The following is a 15,458-nucleotide window of genomic DNA, read 5'->3' as shown; positions in this document are numbered from 1 at the left end:
CAATTGGGGCCGATGGGGAAACTGAGCCCTTTTGCACCAAATCCCTCCGTCGGGCGTTGTCGAAACCGAATGCGAACGATAGCTGTTGCCCATCGAGCGGCAGTCACGCTTGGACACTTTCGACAGGAGCCTTCATGAGCATCGGCCTCATCGCCTTGCTGGACGACATTGCGGGACTCGCCAAGGTGGCCGCCGCCTCGCTCGACGATGTGGGGCTGCAGGCCGCAAAAGCGGGCGCGAAGGCGGCCGGCGTGGTGATCGACGATGCCGCCGTGACCCCGCGCTACGTGGTAGGCTTTTCCGCCGCGCGCGAACTGCCCATCGTCGGCAGGATCGCCCTGGGCTCCCTCAAGAACAAGCTCATCTTCCTGCTGCCGGCGGCCCTGCTGCTGAGCCTCTTCGCCCCCTGGGCGATCACGCCCCTGCTCATGATCGGCGGCGCCTATCTCTGCTACGAGGGCTCGGAGAAGGTGTTCGAGGCGCTGTTTCCGCACAAGGCGCACGAGCACGAGGCTGCCGTCAGCGAAGCCACGCAGACGGCGCAGAGCCTTGAGAACGAGAAGGTGAGCGGCGCGATCAAGACCGACTTCATCCTCTCGGCCGAGATCATGGCCATCACGCTGGCGAGCATCCCGGTGGGATCGATCTGGATGCAGGCCGTGGTGCTCGCGGTCGTCGGCATCGGCATCACGGCAGCGGTCTATGGCACCGTGGCCCTGATCGTGAAGGCCGACGATGCCGGCGTCGCCATGGCGGCCAGCAGACGCCCCCTCTCCCGCCTCCTGGGTCGTGCCGCGCCGGGCGTGTCCCCCTCCGGCGGCGACCGGGCCATGGCCCCCCTGACGCAGGCCCTCGGACGGGGGCTCGTGAAGGGCATGCCGGTCCTGCTCAAGCTTCTTGCCATCATTGGCACTGCTGCCATGGTATGGGTGGGCGGCGGCATCATCATTCACGGGATGGAGGGCTACGGCTTAGACTGGCTGGGGCATGCCATCCACGATGTGGCTGTGGCGGCCGCCCATGCCGTTCCGGCACTCGGCGGCTTCCTCGAGTGGCTCGTCTCCGCAGCGGCCTCCGGCATCTTCGGACTGGTGCTGGGCGCTCTCCTGATCCCGCTCATCCATTTCGTCGCCGTGCCGCTGATCAAGGCGCTGCGGGGCGGAGGCCGGAAGGCCGAGAAGCATACGGTATAACCACCTTCGCCCTTCCATTCCCCGGCCGTTCGTACCATATTCGTTCTATGGCCAAATCACCCAAGAAGCCCAAGCTTTCCACCGGGAAGGCGTCCAAGCCTGAGCTCAAGCCGCTGGATCCCTATCTGGCCGATCTCCTCAATCCCGCGGTCAACCGGGAGCGGGAGGCGGCCGAGGGTTTCGCCGAGCGGGCGCAGGAAACCTTCATCCATGGGGACATCACCGATGTCGACCCGGCTCTGGCCAAGAAGCTCGGCCTGAAAGGACCCGACGACGGACCGGACGTGGCCGAGGAGCTGGGCGATCTCTCCCCGGGCTCCGGCGTGTCGGCCACGGTCGATGCCCTGTCGAGGCTTCTGACCGAGGGCGATCCGCGCTTCAAGGACGGCAAGGCCTGGGTGCCGCACCGCCCGCCCCGACCCGAGAAGTCGGAAGGCGGCATCCCGTTCAAGATCAAGTCCGATTTCACCCCCTCGGGCGACCAGCCCACCGCCATCCGCGAGCTGGTGGACGGCGTGCGGCGCAATGAGCGTGACCAGGTGCTGCTCGGCGTCACCGGCTCCGGCAAAACCTTCACCATGGCCAAGGTGATCGAGGAGACGCAACGCCCCGCCCTCATCCTCGCGCCGAACAAGACGCTGGCTGCGCAGCTCTACGGGGAGTTCAAGTCGTTCTTCCCGGACAACGCGGTCGAGTATTTCGTCTCGTATTACGACTATTACCAGCCCGAGGCCTACGTGCCGCGCTCGGACACCTTCATCGAGAAGGAAAGCTCCATCAACGAGCAGATCGACCGCATGCGCCACTCGGCGACCCGCGCGCTGCTCGAACGCGACGACGTGATCATCGTGGCGTCCGTGTCGTGCATCTACGGCATCGGCTCGGTCGAGACCTATACGGCCATGACGTTCTCGGTGAAGGTCGGCGAGAAGATCGAGCAACGCCAGCTCATCGCGGATCTCGTGGCCCTGCAGTACAAGCGCATCCAGAGCGACTTCGCCCGCGGCACGTTTCGCGTGCGCGGCGACGTGATCGAGCTCTTCCCCGCCCACTTGGAGGACCGCGCCTGGCGCATCGGCCTGTTCGGTGACGAGATCGAGAGCATCGTCGAGTTCGATCCGCTCACCGGCAAGAAGACCAACGACCTGCAATTCGTGAAGGTCTACGCGAACTCGCACTACGTGACGCCGCGTCCGACCCTGCAGCAGGCCGTGAAAGGCATCCAGGACGAGCTGCAGCACCGCCTGCAGGAACTCGCCCGCATGGGCCGGCTGCTCGAAGCACAGCGCCTGGAGCAGCGCACGCAGTTCGATCTCGAGATGATCGAGGCCACCGGCGTGTGCAACGGCATCGAGAATTATTCACGCTATCTCACCGGCCGCAAGCCCGGCGAGCCGCCGCCGACCCTGTTCGAATACCTGCCCGACAACGCCCTCGTGTTCACCGACGAGAGCCACGTGACCGTGCCGCAGATCGGCGGCATGTATCGCGGCGACTTCCGCCGCAAGGCGACGCTCGCTGAATACGGCTTCCGCCTCCCCTCCTGCCTCGACAACCGGCCCCTGCGCTTCGAGGAATGGGACGCCATGCGCCCGCAATCGATCCACGTGTCGGCGACGCCCGCCAAGTGGGAGATGGAGCAGACCGGCGGCGTGTTCGTCGAGCAGGTCATCCGCCCCACGGGCCTCGTGGATCCCATCGTGGAGATCCGCCCGGCGCGCTCCCAGGTGGACGATCTCGTGCACGAGGTGAAGGAGCTTGCAGCCCAGGGCTACCGCACCCTCGTGACCACGCTCACCAAGCGCATGGCCGAGGATCTCACGGAATACATGCACGAGAACGGCATCCGCGTGCGCTACATGCACTCGGACATCGACACCCTGGAACGCATCGAGATCATTCGGGATCTCAGGCTCGGTGCCTTCGACGTGCTCATCGGCATCAACCTGCTGCGCGAGGGCCTCGACATTCCGGAATGCGCGCTCGTCGCCATTCTCGATGCGGACAAGGAAGGCTTCCTGCGCTCCGAGACCTCGCTGGTGCAGACCATCGGCCGCGCGGCGCGTAACGTGGAAGGCAAGGCTATCCTCTACGCCGACAAGATCACCGGCTCCATGGAGCGCGCGATCGCCGAGACCAACCGCCGCCGCGAGAAGCAACTCGCCTACAACGCCGAGCACGGCATCACGCCGCAATCGGTGAAGAAGAACATCGCCGACATCCTGGAGAGCGTCTACGAGCGCGACCACGTGTCCGTCGATACGGGCCTCGCCGACCGGACGGTGGGCCACAACCTCAAGGCCGTCATCGCCGACATGGAAAAGCGCATGCGCGAAGCCGCCGCGAACCTGGAGTTCGAGGAGGCCGCCCGCCTGCGCGACGAGCTCAAGCGCCTGCAGGCCACCGAGCTTGCCATCAGCGACGATCCGATGGCGCGCCAGAGCGACGTGGAGCGCGAGGCCGGCCGGTACGGCGGCTCGCGCAAATACGGCCGCAGCGCCAACCTGCCGCCGAAGGGCCTGCCGCCATCGGCAGAAGGCGCGAGCAAAGGCGACGAGGATTCCGACGCCTACGGCCCGACCGGCAAGGGCCGCTCCGACGAGGGCACCCGCATCCGCAAGCCCGGCCTCGACGAGATGGGCCCGGGCACGGACCGCGAGGTCCCGCTGAACTACCGCGAACGCCCGGCCGCGCGCTCGACCCAAGGCTTCGCCGGGCAGAAGCCGAAATACAAGGGACGGAAAGGGCGGTAAGCCCCCTTGCTTTGATCGAACGCATGTCATGCTCGACCGCGCGCCGGGCATTTCTGCATGATCGCCGGAAGAGTGGATCTCCTGGAACCGCGCCCCTGTCGTCCCAGCGCCGGAGATGACGCAGCGCATTACGTATCCTCTCTCACATATGGGAGAGGGTCTGTGTTCAGGGCTTGAAAGTTCCTGCTACTTCTTTCTCGGCAGCAAAACCTTGGCGAAGCGGGAGCCATTCGGACCGAAGCGCTCCTGCGCGACACGACAGACCTGCTCATCGCTTGTGCTGGCGAATTCCCCCCTGGCGCGTGCCTCGCCTCTCGCCTGGTCGGCAAAGAAGTTCTCGGTCATGCTCTTATCGCACCCGCCTGCGTAGATCTTGTTGGAAAGACAGTAGGTGAATGCGGTGTCCAGGAATCTATGCTGCTGGAGCCTGGGACAGCGCGATGCGAAATACGAGGCTTCCCCATAGAACATTGCGGGGTTCTTCTCGTCCGGAATTCGCGCAGCGCTCACGCAACCGCCCAGCAGGAAGATGGCGGCAGCGACAGCAAGATTGATGGATTTCATGATCTCGGTTTTCATCGACACGGTAGTGGGCATGGCGACGGTGCAAGACGGCAACGTCGATCATGGATGATATCTCATAACATATTTTCATGAAATAATAAGAGCGGAAGTCACCGCCAGCTGACCGCGAAGGTCTCCACCGGCCGCCCGAACCCTTTGAGGTTCCGGCTCCCGAGGTCCACGAGCGAGAAGCGGCCGGGGAGCGCGCCGGAGACCGCCTCCGACACCAGGATCGTGTCGGGCTCGGCGCTCTGGCACAGGCGGGCGGCCAGCTGCACGGTCGCGCCGAACAGGTCGTTGTGGTCGGCCACCGGCTCGCCCGCGTCGAGGCCGATGCGCACCCTGAGCTTCTCGCGGCTCGCCAGGTTGAAGGCCTCGAAGGCCCGCTGGATGGCGCGCGCCGCATCGACGGCGGCGACCGCGTCGTCGAAGGCCGCCATGATCCCGTCGCCGGTATGCTTGACCTCGCGCCCGCCCTTGTCGTGCAGCGCGCGGCGGACCATGGCGTCGTGAGCCCGCACCATCTCGACCGCGCGGGCATCGCCGAGGCGCTCGGTCATGGCGGTGGAATCGACGATGTCCGTGAACATGATGGTGCGCAGGGCCGGATCGATCGCTCCCCCGCCCGCCCCCACCGGCACCGGATCGGAGACGCGGCCGAGGAAGGCCTCGACGGCCGAGAGATCGACCTCGATCACGTCGCGGGCGATCTCTCCATGGGCCTCGTCGTGCACCCGCATGGCGGTCTCGATGTCGGACGCCTCGATCAGGCAGAAGGCGGTGCCGCGGGTGTCGTCGAACCAATAGGTCAGGAACCGCACCCCGTATTGCCCCTGCACCTCCAGATCCTTGCGGTGCGCCTCGGCGATGTCGGCGGCGGTCAGGCCCTTCAGGTCGTGCCGGTCCAGGTATATCGGCATCGCGTCCTCCTGCTTCCCTTACGTAAGGTATAGGGCCCGGCTGGAAGCCGGACATCGTCCTGCACCCTCGACATCATGGCCTGCCTTGCGCCCGTGATGACGTCGAGGGCAAAACGACAATCATTCAACCAATCGGTTGACTATCTGAACGCCTGCGCCTATATTCAACCGCATGGTTGAATTACACACGCCCCAGCTCGACACCATCTTCCACGCCCTCGGGGATTCCACCCGGCGGCGGATGCTGCGCGATCTGGCGGAGGGCGAGCGCACGGTAACCCAGCTGGCCGAACCCTTCGCGATCTCGCTGGCGGCCGCCTCGAAGCACATCAAGGTGCTGGAGCATGCCGGCCTCCTGCGGCGCGAGATCCGCGGCCGCACCCATGTCTGCCGCCTCGACCCCGGGCCGTTGGCTACCGCCCATGAGTGGCTCGGCGTCTACGAACGCTTCTGGACCGACCGTCTGGATGTGCTGGAACGGCTCCTTCGCGAGGAGGACGCCAGGAAGTCCCAAACCCCCGAAGGAGACGACGCATGAGCGACCTTGCCACCACCGATCAGACGACCACAGATCAGACGACCACAGACTTGGCGGCCCGCAGCCCCTACGGCGTGCTGACCGATCCGGCCACGCTGACGATCCAGCGCCTGCTGCCCGGCCCCATCGAGCGCATCTGGGCCTATCTCACCGAAAGCGACCTGCGGCGCCAGTGGCTCGCGGCGGGCCAGATGGAGCTGAAACTCGGCGCGCCCGTGGAATTCGTCTGGCGCAACAGCGAGCTCACCGACCCGCCCGGCGAGCGCCCGCCGGGCTTTTCCGAGGAGCACCGGATGGACAGCCGGATCACCGAACTTGACCCGCCCCATCGGCTCGCCATCACCTGGGGCTCCACCGGCGGCGTGTCCTTCGAGCTGGAACGGAAGGGCTCCGAGGTGCTGCTCACCCTGGTCCACCGCCGCGTGCCCGACCGCGCGATGCTGCTCAACGTCAGCGCCGGCTGGCACGCCCATCTCGACATCCTGGCCGCCCGCGCGGCCGGCCAGGTGCCGGGACCGGAGCCGTTCTGGAACAACTGGAGCCGGCTGAAGGAGGAATACGCGCGGCGGATTCCGGAGTGAGGTGAACGTGACGAGAAGGCTCCGCCCGGTTCAGCCGGGCGGAGCGCTGCCCTCAGGGCCTCGGGGGGGGGGGCGGCTCACCCGGTCGACCTCGAGGGAAACCCTGACGGTGAGCACCCACTGACGGTGTTCGTCACGCACCTCGATTGCGATCTCGCGGCTGTCGCCCTTGGGCAGGCGATCACGCCCGATCTCGGCCGCCGCCACCGCGGCTTCGCGCTCGGCCGCGTCCAGGCTGTCGAGCTCGAGCCCCTCCTCGTCCGGGGTGAAGCGTGCGCCTTCCCGCACGTCGAAATAGAACTGAGGCACATCCGTCTCCCGTCGAGGATGCCTGTCAACTTGCTCCGACGTGGTTTGTTCGCCGTCCCCGCAACGGTTGGCGCCGTCCTGTACAAGAACGGCCAACCATGATCTCTTCCGAGGACGGGCGATCACGGGAACGGCAGGCCTGTCGGGAGGCGCCATGTTCAACCCTCTGCTGACGAAGCTGGAGCGTCATGGCCCGCTCTCGGAGGAGGAAAAACGGGTCATCCGGCAGATCACCGCCCGGACGGTGATCTTTCAGCCGCATGAGGACATCGTGCCGGAGGGCAGCACGCCCTCCCACAGCAGCCTGATCCTGTCGGGCTTCGCCATCCGCAACAATCATTCTCCGGACGGCCGGCGGCAGATCACGGCGTTCCACATCCCCGGCGACTTTGCCGACCTGCACAGCTTCCTGCTCAGGCCGATCGACGACGGCGTCGCGGCGCTCACCACCTGCACGGTGGCCACCGTGCAGCACATCGACCTGAAGGAGATCACCAAGACTTACCCGTACCTGACGCGGGTCCTCTGGTTCAGCACCTTGATCGATGCGGCCGTGCACCGGGCGTGGATCACGACCCTCGGGCGCATGGAAGCGCGCCAGCGCCTGGCGCATTTCATGTGCGAGCTGCACGACCGGCTCGCCTCCGTGGGCATGGCGAAGGACGGCGAATTCGAGCTGCCGATCACCCAGGAGGAGCTGGGCGACGCCTTCGGCATCAGCACCGTCCACGTGAACCGGATGCTCCAGGATCTCAGGACGGACGGGCTGATCACCTCACACGGCAGGACCCTGATCATCAACGACTTGGAGCGCCTCCGCCACCAGGCGCAGTACAAGCCCGATTACCTCCACGTGGATCAGCCGATCGAGCGGGATTGAGCGGGCTGGGCGCCCGGCCTACGACCGGGCTGCGGTGTCGGCCTCGTAGCCTAAGAATTCGAAGAGGGCCTGGGGCATGCCTTTCACCTCCGTGCGCGGCGGCTCGTCGGCCCGGAGCGCGAGATAAAGCTCGATGGCGGCAACGAGGCCCGCCTTCACCGAGCCGAGATCGTGGCGCGCCACGGACGCTGCCAGCAGCCCCGTGCCGTCGAGCCCATACGCCTCGATGCGCCTCACGCCCCGCTGCGGGCGCCCCGCGCGGCGGTGGAGCATGGGCCCCAGAACCTGGTCCCGGAAGAAGGCCAGCATGCCGAGCGCCTCGAAGAGCTCTCCCCGCAGGGCGCGGGCCGCCCCGTAATGGAGCCAGATCCAGGCCCGGGCCTCGAACCAGTCCGGATCCCGGTTCGGCCAGGAAATCTCCGCCCGGTCCAGCCGTTCCGCGACGGCCCGCTCGTCCCGCGCCCAGAGAACGACCGGACGCTCGACGAGCCGGTCCAGGTCCGCCACCGTGACGAACTTCAGGTCGATGTGGAGCAGCCCGGGCCCATAGAGGCAGATCAGGAGACGGGGCTCCCCCACATGCTCGCCCGTGAAGGCGCTGAGCAGCGGCCCGAGACGGCGGGCGACCTCCATCCGGGACGCCATCACCTCCGCATAGGCGCCCTCCTCGACCACGACCACGAAGTCGAGATCCGAGAACGCATCCATGCCGCCATGCACCAGGGACCCGCCGGCCAGCAGGGCCTGGATGCGGGGATCGGCCGACAGGATGCCGCGAGCGCGGTCGAGGAAGGCGGCGTGAGCAGGGGGAAGCGGACGGGTCATGCGGGTCTCCAGGCCAACGCCGGAGGGTAGGGGAAAAGGCGGCGCGGGGCGATGGGTCTGGCGCGGCGGCAGGCGGGCTGGGTCATGGGCGGGTCATCTGGCGGGGAGCCGGGTGAATGAGGAGTACGGGCGGCGGACTCAGAAGTGATGGTTAGTTGACGAGGAGGTTTCGCCTGGGTTTCCGAGCGGAGCGCGCGACCCTAAGACCCGAAAGCTGTCGGTCCAGAAGGATTGTTGTGGATGAGGCTCACTTGAAGTTGCAATAGCGCTGTGACATTGCGTAATCTATAGTAGCTAATTACTGTTATAACGTTTGAATAGAGCCTACATGACGATTGCTATCTCACCTATCACTCGCCAGCAATTACAAAGGGTTTACGAGAAGGGAGAAGGGCACTTTTCCGATTTCAAAGCGAAAGAAATTAAACCCGCAAAGATAACAAAATCACTTTCCGCATTCGCAAACGCAGATGGCGGAGAGCTATACATAGGAATCGCAGAGATTTCTAAGGGAAGCTATGCATGGAGTGGCTTTGAAAGGGTAGAAGACGCTAATGGCCACCTTCAGGTTATTGAGAATTATTTCCCGCTTGGGACGAATTTCAGGTATGAGTTTCTAACTAACGAAAATGAAACAGGCCTAGTGCTGTTTTGTGAAATCGATAAGACAGCTGATGTGAGATCTGCTTCTGATGGAGTGGCCTATCTTAGGCGAGGCGCACAAAACCTACCTCAGACGGACCCATCGCAACTTGAGCGTTTGAAGTTCAGCAAGGGCATCGTGAGTTATGAAGATCATCTAGTTAATAATGATATAGATCTGATCACTGACTCTGCTCCACTTATGGAGTTTGCTGCGGACATTGTACCTGCTGCGCAGCCAGAAGCATGGCTTCGAAAGCAAAGGTTGATTGTCAATAGCCGACCTACAGTTGGTGGTGTTCTTCTATTCTCAGAGGAACCTCAAACAGACTTGCCGAAGGCAGCAATCAAAATTTATCGTTATAAGACGCGTGATCCAGCGGGAACACGAGACACACTTGCTGAAGACCCAATTACGATCGAGGGTCACCTCTACTCTCAGATTTACACTGCGGTCCAGAAAACAAAGGAACTCACAGAGAACATACCAGTCTTAGGCGAAAGCGGGCTTGAGGAGTTTCAATACCCAACGGAAGCGATACATGAAGTGATTACAAATGCTGTAATTCATCGCGACTACAGCATTAACGATGACATTCACGTTCGGATCTTCGACAATAGGATAGAAGTGCAAAGTCCAGGGGGGCTACCAGGACACGTTACTGTTGCTAATATCTTAGACGAACGCTTTGCGAGAAATCCGAAAATTGTAAGACTTCTTAATAAGTTTAAAAACCCGCCGAATAAAGATGTTGGCGAAGGTCTAAATACAACCTTCGAAGCAATGAGGAAGCTGAAATTCCGAGATCCGGTCATTGTACAAAGGGAGAACTCTGTTCTCGTCTCCCTAAGACACGAAAAACTTGGAACACCTGAACAAATTATTGTCGGGTATCTTCGAAAAAATGATGAAATCAACAACTCAACTGCCCGAAATATTTGCTTTATTGGCTCTGAAAACACAATGAAGCGGATTTTTCAGAAAATGATGGATGCTGGCTTGATTGAACGTATACCTGACAGACCGCTGAATAAGACAGGATACGTTCGTGGAAGGAACTTTCCTGTAAGTTCTGAGAAGGAATAGACGAATCGTCTTGGGCTTGTGAATTGAAACGGGCTCTTCTCCACTAGATGGATTAGTCTGTACAATGAAACTCAGCTACGACAACATTCCTTAAGCTTTCGCACCATTGTGATATCAGATGGGCGACCTGAGGGTGGCCCTTTTGACGTTTCCTATGAGCCTTAGCTCTTCAATGTTGTCTCAGCAGAAACAAGGTGATGGGGATCATTAGGAATGGTGAAAGCGAAAGATGGCCCGCCCTACTCCCCCATCACCTGATCAATCAGCGCCTTCGGATCCAACCCCAACGCCTCGGCTAAAGCGATGAACTCGACCACGTCGACCTGTCGTTCGCCGCGCTCGTACTTGCTGACGAAGGTCTTGTAGGCTCCGATCCGCTCGGCGAGTTCGTCCTGCGTCAGGCCCGCCTTCTTGCGTGCGGCCTTCAGCAGGGCGCGAATGCGCTCCTGGCGTTTTGTGTGGATGGATTTCTGCATGCCCGGCCCAGAGTGACGGGCAGTCGAAATATGCCGTTTCAGCAAATTAGCCAAAATAGCTATTTGCTGTTTTAGCTAATTCTGTTACACGCTGTGGTTATGCCCACCTCCTGGAAACGCTCCCACAAAGCCGATCTCTGGCGCCGGCTCGATCCCGGCGAGGCGAGCCGCGTCATGGCGGGGTCTTATGGCGAGGGCGCCGGGGCCGAGGTGCTGCTGCGGGCGTTCCTGGAGGAGCGGGACCGGAACCCGGCCGCCGTGCGGTTCTGGCTGCGGGTCTACGACCTGTTGAGCAGTTCGGGCAGGCCTCGCGCCGCGCCGGGCTGAGACGGTGGACGGGCTCGGAAGGCCGGCTTAGGGAGGCGATCCCTTGGTTCTCCTCCACCGTCATGGCCCCGAGCCCGATCCGGGGATCCGTTCCGGCCATCCCGCTTCCAACACCCTCCTCGTCATGGCCAGCCTTGTGCCGGCCATCTCGATCAGAAAGGCGCCGCGCTTCTCCGATCGGGATCACCGGGACGAGCCCGGTGATGACGGGGAGGGTGATGACGGGGAGGGTGCCAGGATCGGAGGGTGCCTCGAGCCCGGCGCCGATGTTCTCATTTTGTTCTTGACAAGCTTCCTAACCTGAGTTATATCATTGCCTATCCCGGCCCAACGGGGGCGCGTTCGCGAGGCGTCGCAGATGTGGGGTCGGGAGCGGTCCCGCCGCAGGTTTCGCAAACCTGTGATCGCGGGAGGCCGACCCTGGGCAGAACGCGCAGGAGGTCCGCCTAAAAGAACCGCGCGCGACGAGCAGTTCGGCTCTCGCTTCCTACCATCACCCATCGAGCCGAGCTGCCCATCGCGCCTCCCTCGATTGCTTCAACCCCGGGGCCTTTCCGGCCCTGGGGGCGAAGACCCGTGCCTTTCTTCCCAGCCTTTTCAAGCCATTCATTGCCCGGAGATGTCCATGATGATCGACGACGACGACATTCCCCTGTTCGACATGCCCGATTTCGACGACACCCTGCAGCGCCTGTCCAATCTGCTCAGGGCGCACCGGCTCTGCCGCCAGCGCAGCTGCCGGCGGAACGAAAGCTGCCAGGGCGGCTTCGGACCGCCGTGCTACCTGCAGCAGCGCCACCTCTTCGCCGATGCGGTGCGCTGCGAGCTCGACGATTACCGGGCCTATTGGGGCAGGCAGCGCCGGCAGGCGAGGCTCCGGTCGTCGTGACGATCCTGGCGCCCGCCTCGCCCGAAACGCGAAGGGCGGCCCGAAGGCCGCCCTCGCCGTCTCACGCTGCCGAGGCGGTCAGAGCCGTCCCATCAGCAGCAGGATGATGAGGATGAGCAGGACCACGCCGAGAAGGCCGCTCGGGCCATAGCCCCAGCCGCGGCTGTAGGGCCAGGCCGGCACGGCGCCGATGAGCAGCAGGATGACGAGGATGAGCAGGATGGTGCTGAGTCCCATAGAGAATTCTCCCTCCAGTGGCGCCGCCTCGACGGGGCGGCATTCATCCAGGGAAACTTGGCCGTAGGAGAAAAAGTTCCCGCCTGTTTTCCCTGTGGATGAGTCCCGAGGGGGTAGGCCCGACGGCGGAACGATCACCCTGGCTTGACGTTACTCCCTCGGCGATTGGGTGCCGCCATTCAGTGCGACCCCTGCGGGAGGTCGCTTCCCTCGATGGACCAGGACAGCCCAATGCAGAAGAAGAATCCGAGCGTGATGCCCCACGACGATCCAGAGCCGATTCCTGGCCTCCGCAATTCCGACTCCCCCGCCCTCAGCCGCTCGGTCCAGACCCAGATCGGCCAAAGGCTGCGCCAGTTCTACGATGCCCTGGCGCTGGGCGAGCAGCCGGTGCCGGACCGCTTCATCGAAATCATCAACCGGCTCGACGGCGTGAAGGTGGAGAAGCAGCAATCATGAGTATCGATGCCGATTTGCGCGACTCCATGCTCAAGGCCACGCCGAACCTGCGCGCCTTCGCCATCTCGCTCACGAACAACGTGGACCGCGCCGACGACCTCGTGCAGGAAACCCTGATGCGGGCGATCGCCAATATCGACCGCTTCCAGCCCGGGACGAACATGCAGGCCTGGCTCTTCACCATCCTGCGCAACCTGTTCCATTCCGAATACCGCAAGCGCCGCCGCGAGGTGGAAGATGCGGACGGCAAGTATGCGGCCGCCCTCTCGGTGCAGCCGGACCAGCTTCCCCATCTCGATTTCGAGGATCTGCAGAAAGCTCTCGCCCGCCTGCCCCACGACCAGCGCGAGGCGCTGTTGCTGGTGGGCGCCTCCGGCTTTTCCTACGAGCAGGCGGCGGAGATCTGCGGCTGCGCGGTCGGCACCATCAAGAGCCGCGTCAACCGGGCTCGCAACCGGCTGGCCGAGCTGATGCACTTCACCGACATGGAGGAGGATCTCGGCCCGGACCGCGTCACCCTCTCGGTGATGCACGCGGTCGCGTGACAGGCCTTGAGACGGCCAAGAAGCTCTCGACCGACAGGCGCTCCGGAATGGGCGCCTGTGGTTTTTAGCGACGCCGGAACTGCTGGTTGCCGCGCTGCGGCGGGCGCGGGCCGGAAGAGGCACCCGAATCCTTGTGGCGGAAGATGAGGCGGCCCTTTTCGAGGTCGTAGGGCGACATCTCGACGGTCACCCGGTCGCCGGCGAGGGTCTTGATGCGGTTCTTCTTCATCTTGCCGGCCGTGTACGCGATCACCTCGTGCCCGTTGTCGAGCTGCACGCGGTAGCGCGCATCGGGCAGAATTTCGGTCACAAGTCCTTCAAAGGTAATCAATTCTTCCTTTGCCATGCAAAGCCTTCCCTCATAACAAAAAAGCCGCCCCTGAACCGGAACGGCCATATGCAAGAGGACGTGCAGGCACGTCCTCCGGCATCAAACCTTACGCGTTCTGCAGGTTCACTGCAGACTGGCGGCCGGTGCGCTGGTCGGTCTGAAGCTCGTAAGAGATCTTCTGGCCTTCGCGCAAGCCGCGCATGCCGGCACGCTCAAGCGCCGTGGCATGAACGAACACGTCCTTGCCGCCGTTGTCGGGCTGGATGAAACCATAACCCTTGGTTTCGTTGTACCACTTCACGGTTCCCTGTTCCATGGGAAATCCTTTCACTGTCGTTTGCACGTGGATGAGGGCCTGGGGCCAGTCACCCGCTAGTCGATAGATGGTAGAGAGAAGGAACGTGCGCCCGGCAGTGCCAAAGCGGGAAGCCCAGTCGTCCGGCCAAATGTCGATGGCCCGTACCTAAGGCACGGATGGGGCAATTACAAGGCAAAGCCCCCACAAGGACGGTAAACGGACCGCGTTGGGATTTCAGGCGTTTCGGCCCGCCCTATCGGTTTCCGCGGATGCCGGACACGACGTGCTGCAGGGCCTCCTCGCCGGCCGGCGTGAAGACGATCTCGTGACCGTCCGCCTTGATGAGGCCGCGCCCGTCGAGCTCGTCCACGGCGGCGTCACTCGCCCTGTGGCCGGCGCCGTCCTTCTGGACCACGCTGCGGACCCGCTGACCGCTCGACAGTTCGTGATAGGCCGCGAAGGCGAAAACAGCCAGCGCCTCGTCGCTCAATCCGGACAGATCCGCCATGGTCAACCTCGGTTCTCTCGTCGATTCCGTTCCGGTCAATGCAAAGCCGGCCCGCCCGTTCAAGCGCAGCGTTCAAAAAACCGCGCGCACCGCCCGATCAGGACCGCAGGAACACTCGCCTGCGCCTTCACGTTGGTTGCGCGATACCACCTCGGTGACCCTGAACCAACCACGACGAGGAGCGCTCCCATGGCCAATGAACGCCGCTACGGCACTTCAGATTTCGACCGGCGCGACCGCGAGGACGACGGCTACATCGCCCGCCGCGGCTTCGGCAACCGCAGCGCCGGGTACGACCGCGGATCCCGCTCGGACGATGATTACGGCGGGCGCCGGGAGCGGGATTTCGGGGATTCGGCGGGCTACGGCACCGGCGGCTCGGCCCTCGACTGGCGCGACGTGGTCGGCGAGGACCGGGGCGGGTACGAGCGGCCCTTCTTCGGCACCGACCGCCGCCGCGATCCGGATCAGTTCGGGCAGGACCGCTACGGCCGGGACCGCAGCAGTTCGGAGAGCTTCGGGCGCGGCTCGCGGGACTACAACGAGGATCGCGGCTTCCTCGAGCGGGCCGGAGACGAGGTCCGGTCCTGGTTCGGCGACGACGACGCGGAGCGCCGCCGCGACCGGGACATGCGCGAAGCCGGCCAGCATCGCGGTCGCGGGCCGAAGGGCTATCAGCGCTCCGACGCCCGCATCCTGGAGGATGTGAACGATCGTCTCACGGAGGATCCGCATCTCGACGCCTCGGAGATCGAGGTGCGGGTGGAGGGCCGGGAGGTCACGCTCACCGGCACCGTGAACAGCCGCTTCGAAAAGCGGCATGCCGAGGATCTGGCCGAGTCCGTCTCCGGCGTCACCCATGTGCAGAACAACCTGCGCATCCAGCAACAGGCGGATGCAGGCATTGCCGGCACCATGACGTCCGGTGCCGGCGCCGCAGGGGCCGGCAGCGCCGGCCTTCCGGAAACCGCCGGCGCCGGAACGGTCGGATCGACCCGGCGGCCCGGCGGCGGGTCCTCGGGCGGCGGGATTTGACCGTCGTCCCAACCGCCGGTTTACCAGGATGCGCTTCTCCCCTTGGGCACGGGGCGCATCT

General features: G+C 63.7%; 20 protein-coding genes. 11 read left to right on the top strand and 9 right to left on the bottom strand.

Annotation, left to right across the window (positions count from 1 at the left end; translation table 11 throughout):
* The first annotated feature begins 134 nt into the window (after positions 1 to 134).
* A complete protein-coding gene (locus tag VB672_RS00430; protein WP_329782190.1) occupies positions 135 to 1,193 on the top strand; it encodes a DUF808 domain-containing protein in 1,059 nt (352 codons plus the stop codon).
* Positions 1,194 to 1,240: 47 nt separating this feature from the next.
* Positions 1,241 to 3,946: an excinuclease ABC subunit UvrB gene (gene uvrB, locus VB672_RS00425; RefSeq protein WP_329782189.1), complete on the top strand. Its 2,706-nt coding sequence runs from the start codon at positions 1,241 to 1,243 to the stop codon at positions 3,944 to 3,946.
* 186 nt (positions 3,947 to 4,132) lie between these two features.
* Here uvrB and VB672_RS00420 read toward each other — a convergent pair whose 3' ends face one another.
* Both VB672_RS00420 and VB672_RS00415 read right to left on the bottom strand, forming a co-directional pair.
* Complete coding sequence (locus VB672_RS00420) at positions 4,133 to 4,510, bottom strand: hypothetical protein (RefSeq protein ID WP_329782188.1); 378 nt, start codon at positions 4,508 to 4,510, stop codon at positions 4,133 to 4,135.
* Positions 4,511 to 4,620: 110 nt separating this feature from the next.
* Positions 4,621 to 5,430, bottom strand: a complete 810-nt coding sequence (locus tag VB672_RS00415) for a nickel-binding protein (RefSeq protein ID WP_329782187.1) — start codon at positions 5,428 to 5,430, stop codon at positions 4,621 to 4,623.
* A gap of 172 nt (positions 5,431 to 5,602) precedes the next feature.
* On the opposite strand from VB672_RS00415, the gene VB672_RS00410 reads away from it, so the two are divergent.
* Together VB672_RS00410 and VB672_RS00405 are read left to right on the top strand one after the other, a co-directional pair.
* Positions 5,603 to 5,968, top strand: coding sequence for an ArsR/SmtB family transcription factor (locus VB672_RS00410; protein ID WP_329782186.1), 366 nt, complete (start codon positions 5,603 to 5,605; stop codon positions 5,966 to 5,968).
* Entirely contained in the window at positions 5,965 to 6,549 is a 585-nt protein-coding gene (locus VB672_RS00405) for an SRPBCC family protein (RefSeq protein ID WP_329782185.1), read from the top strand. Before VB672_RS00410 ends, VB672_RS00405 begins: the two co-directional genes overlap by 4 nt.
* 30 nt (positions 6,550 to 6,579) lie before the next feature.
* Here VB672_RS00405 and VB672_RS00400 read toward each other — a convergent pair whose 3' ends face one another.
* Positions 6,580 to 6,858: a DUF6894 family protein gene (locus VB672_RS00400; RefSeq protein WP_329782184.1), complete on the bottom strand. Its 279-nt coding sequence runs from the start codon at positions 6,856 to 6,858 to the stop codon at positions 6,580 to 6,582.
* Positions 6,859 to 7,012: 154 nt separating this feature from the next.
* On the opposite strand from VB672_RS00400, the gene VB672_RS00395 reads away from it, so the two are divergent.
* Positions 7,013 to 7,738, top strand: coding sequence for a Crp/Fnr family transcriptional regulator (locus VB672_RS00395; RefSeq protein WP_329782183.1), 726 nt, complete (start codon positions 7,013 to 7,015; stop codon positions 7,736 to 7,738).
* A gap of 18 nt (positions 7,739 to 7,756) precedes the next feature.
* Here the strand turns inward: VB672_RS00395 and VB672_RS00390 are convergent, their stop codons facing one another.
* Entirely contained in the window at positions 7,757 to 8,563 is an 807-nt protein-coding gene (locus VB672_RS00390) for a hypothetical protein (RefSeq protein ID WP_329782182.1), read from the bottom strand.
* Between the two features lie 328 nt (positions 8,564 to 8,891).
* Between VB672_RS00390 and VB672_RS00385 the strand changes: the two genes are divergently transcribed.
* Positions 8,892 to 10,292: an ATP-binding protein gene (locus tag VB672_RS00385; RefSeq protein ID WP_329782181.1), complete on the top strand. Its 1,401-nt coding sequence runs from the start codon at positions 8,892 to 8,894 to the stop codon at positions 10,290 to 10,292.
* A 239-nt stretch (positions 10,293 to 10,531) separates the two neighbouring features.
* Here VB672_RS00385 and VB672_RS00380 read toward each other — a convergent pair whose 3' ends face one another.
* Entirely contained in the window at positions 10,532 to 10,768 is a 237-nt protein-coding gene (locus VB672_RS00380) for a helix-turn-helix domain-containing protein (protein WP_329782180.1), read from the bottom strand.
* A 99-nt stretch (positions 10,769 to 10,867) separates the two neighbouring features.
* On the opposite strand from VB672_RS00380, the gene VB672_RS00375 reads away from it, so the two are divergent.
* Positions 10,868 to 11,095 carry a hypothetical protein gene (locus tag VB672_RS00375; RefSeq protein WP_329782179.1) on the top strand — a complete coding sequence of 76 codons (228 nt, stop codon included), beginning with the start codon at positions 10,868 to 10,870 and terminating at the stop codon, positions 11,093 to 11,095.
* Positions 11,096 to 11,720: 625 nt separating this feature from the next.
* The gene (locus VB672_RS00370; protein WP_329782178.1) at positions 11,721 to 11,984 is read left to right on the top strand and encodes a hypothetical protein; all 264 of its coding nucleotides are present in this window, start codon (positions 11,721 to 11,723) and stop codon (positions 11,982 to 11,984) included.
* A 78-nt stretch (positions 11,985 to 12,062) separates the two neighbouring features.
* Here VB672_RS00370 and VB672_RS00365 read toward each other — a convergent pair whose 3' ends face one another.
* A complete protein-coding gene (locus VB672_RS00365) occupies positions 12,063 to 12,221 on the bottom strand; it encodes a DUF3309 family protein (protein WP_329782177.1) in 159 nt (52 codons plus the stop codon).
* A 231-nt stretch (positions 12,222 to 12,452) separates the two neighbouring features.
* Here VB672_RS00365 and VB672_RS00360 point away from each other — a divergent pair, with 231 nt between their 5' ends.
* Both VB672_RS00360 and VB672_RS00355 read left to right on the top strand, forming a co-directional pair.
* Positions 12,453 to 12,680, top strand: a complete 228-nt coding sequence (locus tag VB672_RS00360) for a NepR family anti-sigma factor (protein ID WP_329782176.1) — start codon at positions 12,453 to 12,455, stop codon at positions 12,678 to 12,680.
* Entirely contained in the window at positions 12,677 to 13,225 is a 549-nt protein-coding gene (locus VB672_RS00355; RefSeq protein ID WP_329782175.1) for a sigma-70 family RNA polymerase sigma factor, read from the top strand. Before VB672_RS00360 ends, VB672_RS00355 begins: the two co-directional genes overlap by 4 nt.
* Before the next feature lie 64 nt (positions 13,226 to 13,289).
* On the opposite strand, the gene infA is transcribed toward VB672_RS00355, so the two are convergent.
* The 3 genes from infA to VB672_RS00340 all read right to left on the bottom strand — a co-directional run bounded on the left by infA (position 13,290) and on the right by VB672_RS00340 (position 14,362).
* Positions 13,290 to 13,571, bottom strand: coding sequence for a translation initiation factor IF-1 (gene infA / locus VB672_RS00350; RefSeq protein WP_009494617.1), 282 nt, complete (start codon positions 13,569 to 13,571; stop codon positions 13,290 to 13,292).
* A 91-nt stretch (positions 13,572 to 13,662) separates the two neighbouring features.
* Positions 13,663 to 13,872: a cold-shock protein gene (locus VB672_RS00345; protein ID WP_009494616.1), complete on the bottom strand. Its 210-nt coding sequence runs from the start codon at positions 13,870 to 13,872 to the stop codon at positions 13,663 to 13,665.
* A gap of 235 nt (positions 13,873 to 14,107) precedes the next feature.
* Positions 14,108 to 14,362, bottom strand: a complete 255-nt coding sequence (locus VB672_RS00340) for a hypothetical protein (protein WP_329782174.1) — start codon at positions 14,360 to 14,362, stop codon at positions 14,108 to 14,110.
* A 189-nt stretch (positions 14,363 to 14,551) separates the two neighbouring features.
* On the opposite strand from VB672_RS00340, the gene VB672_RS00335 reads away from it, so the two are divergent.
* Positions 14,552 to 15,397, top strand: a complete 846-nt coding sequence (locus VB672_RS00335; RefSeq protein ID WP_329782173.1) for a BON domain-containing protein — start codon at positions 14,552 to 14,554, stop codon at positions 15,395 to 15,397.
* Positions 15,398 to 15,458: the final 61 nt, after the last annotated feature.

It is taken from the genome of Microvirga sp. CF3016 (assembly GCF_036314085.1).
Classification (GTDB): Bacteria; Pseudomonadota; Alphaproteobacteria; order Rhizobiales; family Beijerinckiaceae; genus Microvirga.
This window is presented reverse-complemented; position numbering and strand designations above follow the sequence as displayed.

Bases quoted from the DNA above. Each gene is read 5' to 3' on its own strand.
- VB672_RS00405 (WP_329782185.1), top strand. From the start codon at position 5,965: ATGAGCGACCTTGCCACCACCGATCAGACGACCACAGATCAGACGACC.
- infA (WP_009494617.1), bottom strand. From the start codon at position 13,571: ATGGCAAAGGAAGAATTGATTACCTTTGAAGGACTTGTGACCGAAATT.
- VB672_RS00420 (WP_329782188.1), bottom strand. From the start codon at position 4,510: ATGAAATCCATCAATCTTGCTGTCGCTGCCGCCATCTTCCTGCTGGGC.
- VB672_RS00380 (WP_329782180.1), bottom strand. From the start codon at position 10,768: ATGCAGAAATCCATCCACACAAAACGCCAGGAGCGCATTCGCGCCCTG.
- VB672_RS00390 (WP_329782182.1), bottom strand. From the start codon at position 8,563: ATGACCCGTCCGCTTCCCCCTGCTCACGCCGCCTTCCTCGACCGCGCT.
- VB672_RS00385 (WP_329782181.1), top strand. From the start codon at position 8,892: ATGACGATTGCTATCTCACCTATCACTCGCCAGCAATTACAAAGGGTT.
- VB672_RS00340 (WP_329782174.1), bottom strand. From the start codon at position 14,362: ATGGCGGATCTGTCCGGATTGAGCGACGAGGCGCTGGCTGTTTTCGCC.
- VB672_RS00345 (WP_009494616.1), bottom strand. From the start codon at position 13,872: ATGGAACAGGGAACCGTGAAGTGGTACAACGAAACCAAGGGTTATGGT.
- VB672_RS00360 (WP_329782176.1), top strand. From the start codon at position 12,453: ATGCAGAAGAAGAATCCGAGCGTGATGCCCCACGACGATCCAGAGCCG.
- VB672_RS00370 (WP_329782178.1), top strand. From the start codon at position 11,721: ATGATGATCGACGACGACGACATTCCCCTGTTCGACATGCCCGATTTC.
- VB672_RS00430 (WP_329782190.1), top strand. From the start codon at position 135: ATGAGCATCGGCCTCATCGCCTTGCTGGACGACATTGCGGGACTCGCC.
- uvrB (WP_329782189.1), top strand. From the start codon at position 1,241: ATGGCCAAATCACCCAAGAAGCCCAAGCTTTCCACCGGGAAGGCGTCC.
- VB672_RS00355 (WP_329782175.1), top strand. From the start codon at position 12,677: ATGAGTATCGATGCCGATTTGCGCGACTCCATGCTCAAGGCCACGCCG.
- VB672_RS00415 (WP_329782187.1), bottom strand. From the start codon at position 5,430: ATGCCGATATACCTGGACCGGCACGACCTGAAGGGCCTGACCGCCGCC.
- VB672_RS00365 (WP_329782177.1), bottom strand. From the start codon at position 12,221: ATGGGACTCAGCACCATCCTGCTCATCCTCGTCATCCTGCTGCTCATC.
- VB672_RS00335 (WP_329782173.1), top strand. From the start codon at position 14,552: ATGGCCAATGAACGCCGCTACGGCACTTCAGATTTCGACCGGCGCGAC.
- VB672_RS00410 (WP_329782186.1), top strand. From the start codon at position 5,603: ATGGTTGAATTACACACGCCCCAGCTCGACACCATCTTCCACGCCCTC.
- VB672_RS00395 (WP_329782183.1), top strand. From the start codon at position 7,013: ATGTTCAACCCTCTGCTGACGAAGCTGGAGCGTCATGGCCCGCTCTCG.
- VB672_RS00375 (WP_329782179.1), top strand. From the start codon at position 10,868: ATGCCCACCTCCTGGAAACGCTCCCACAAAGCCGATCTCTGGCGCCGG.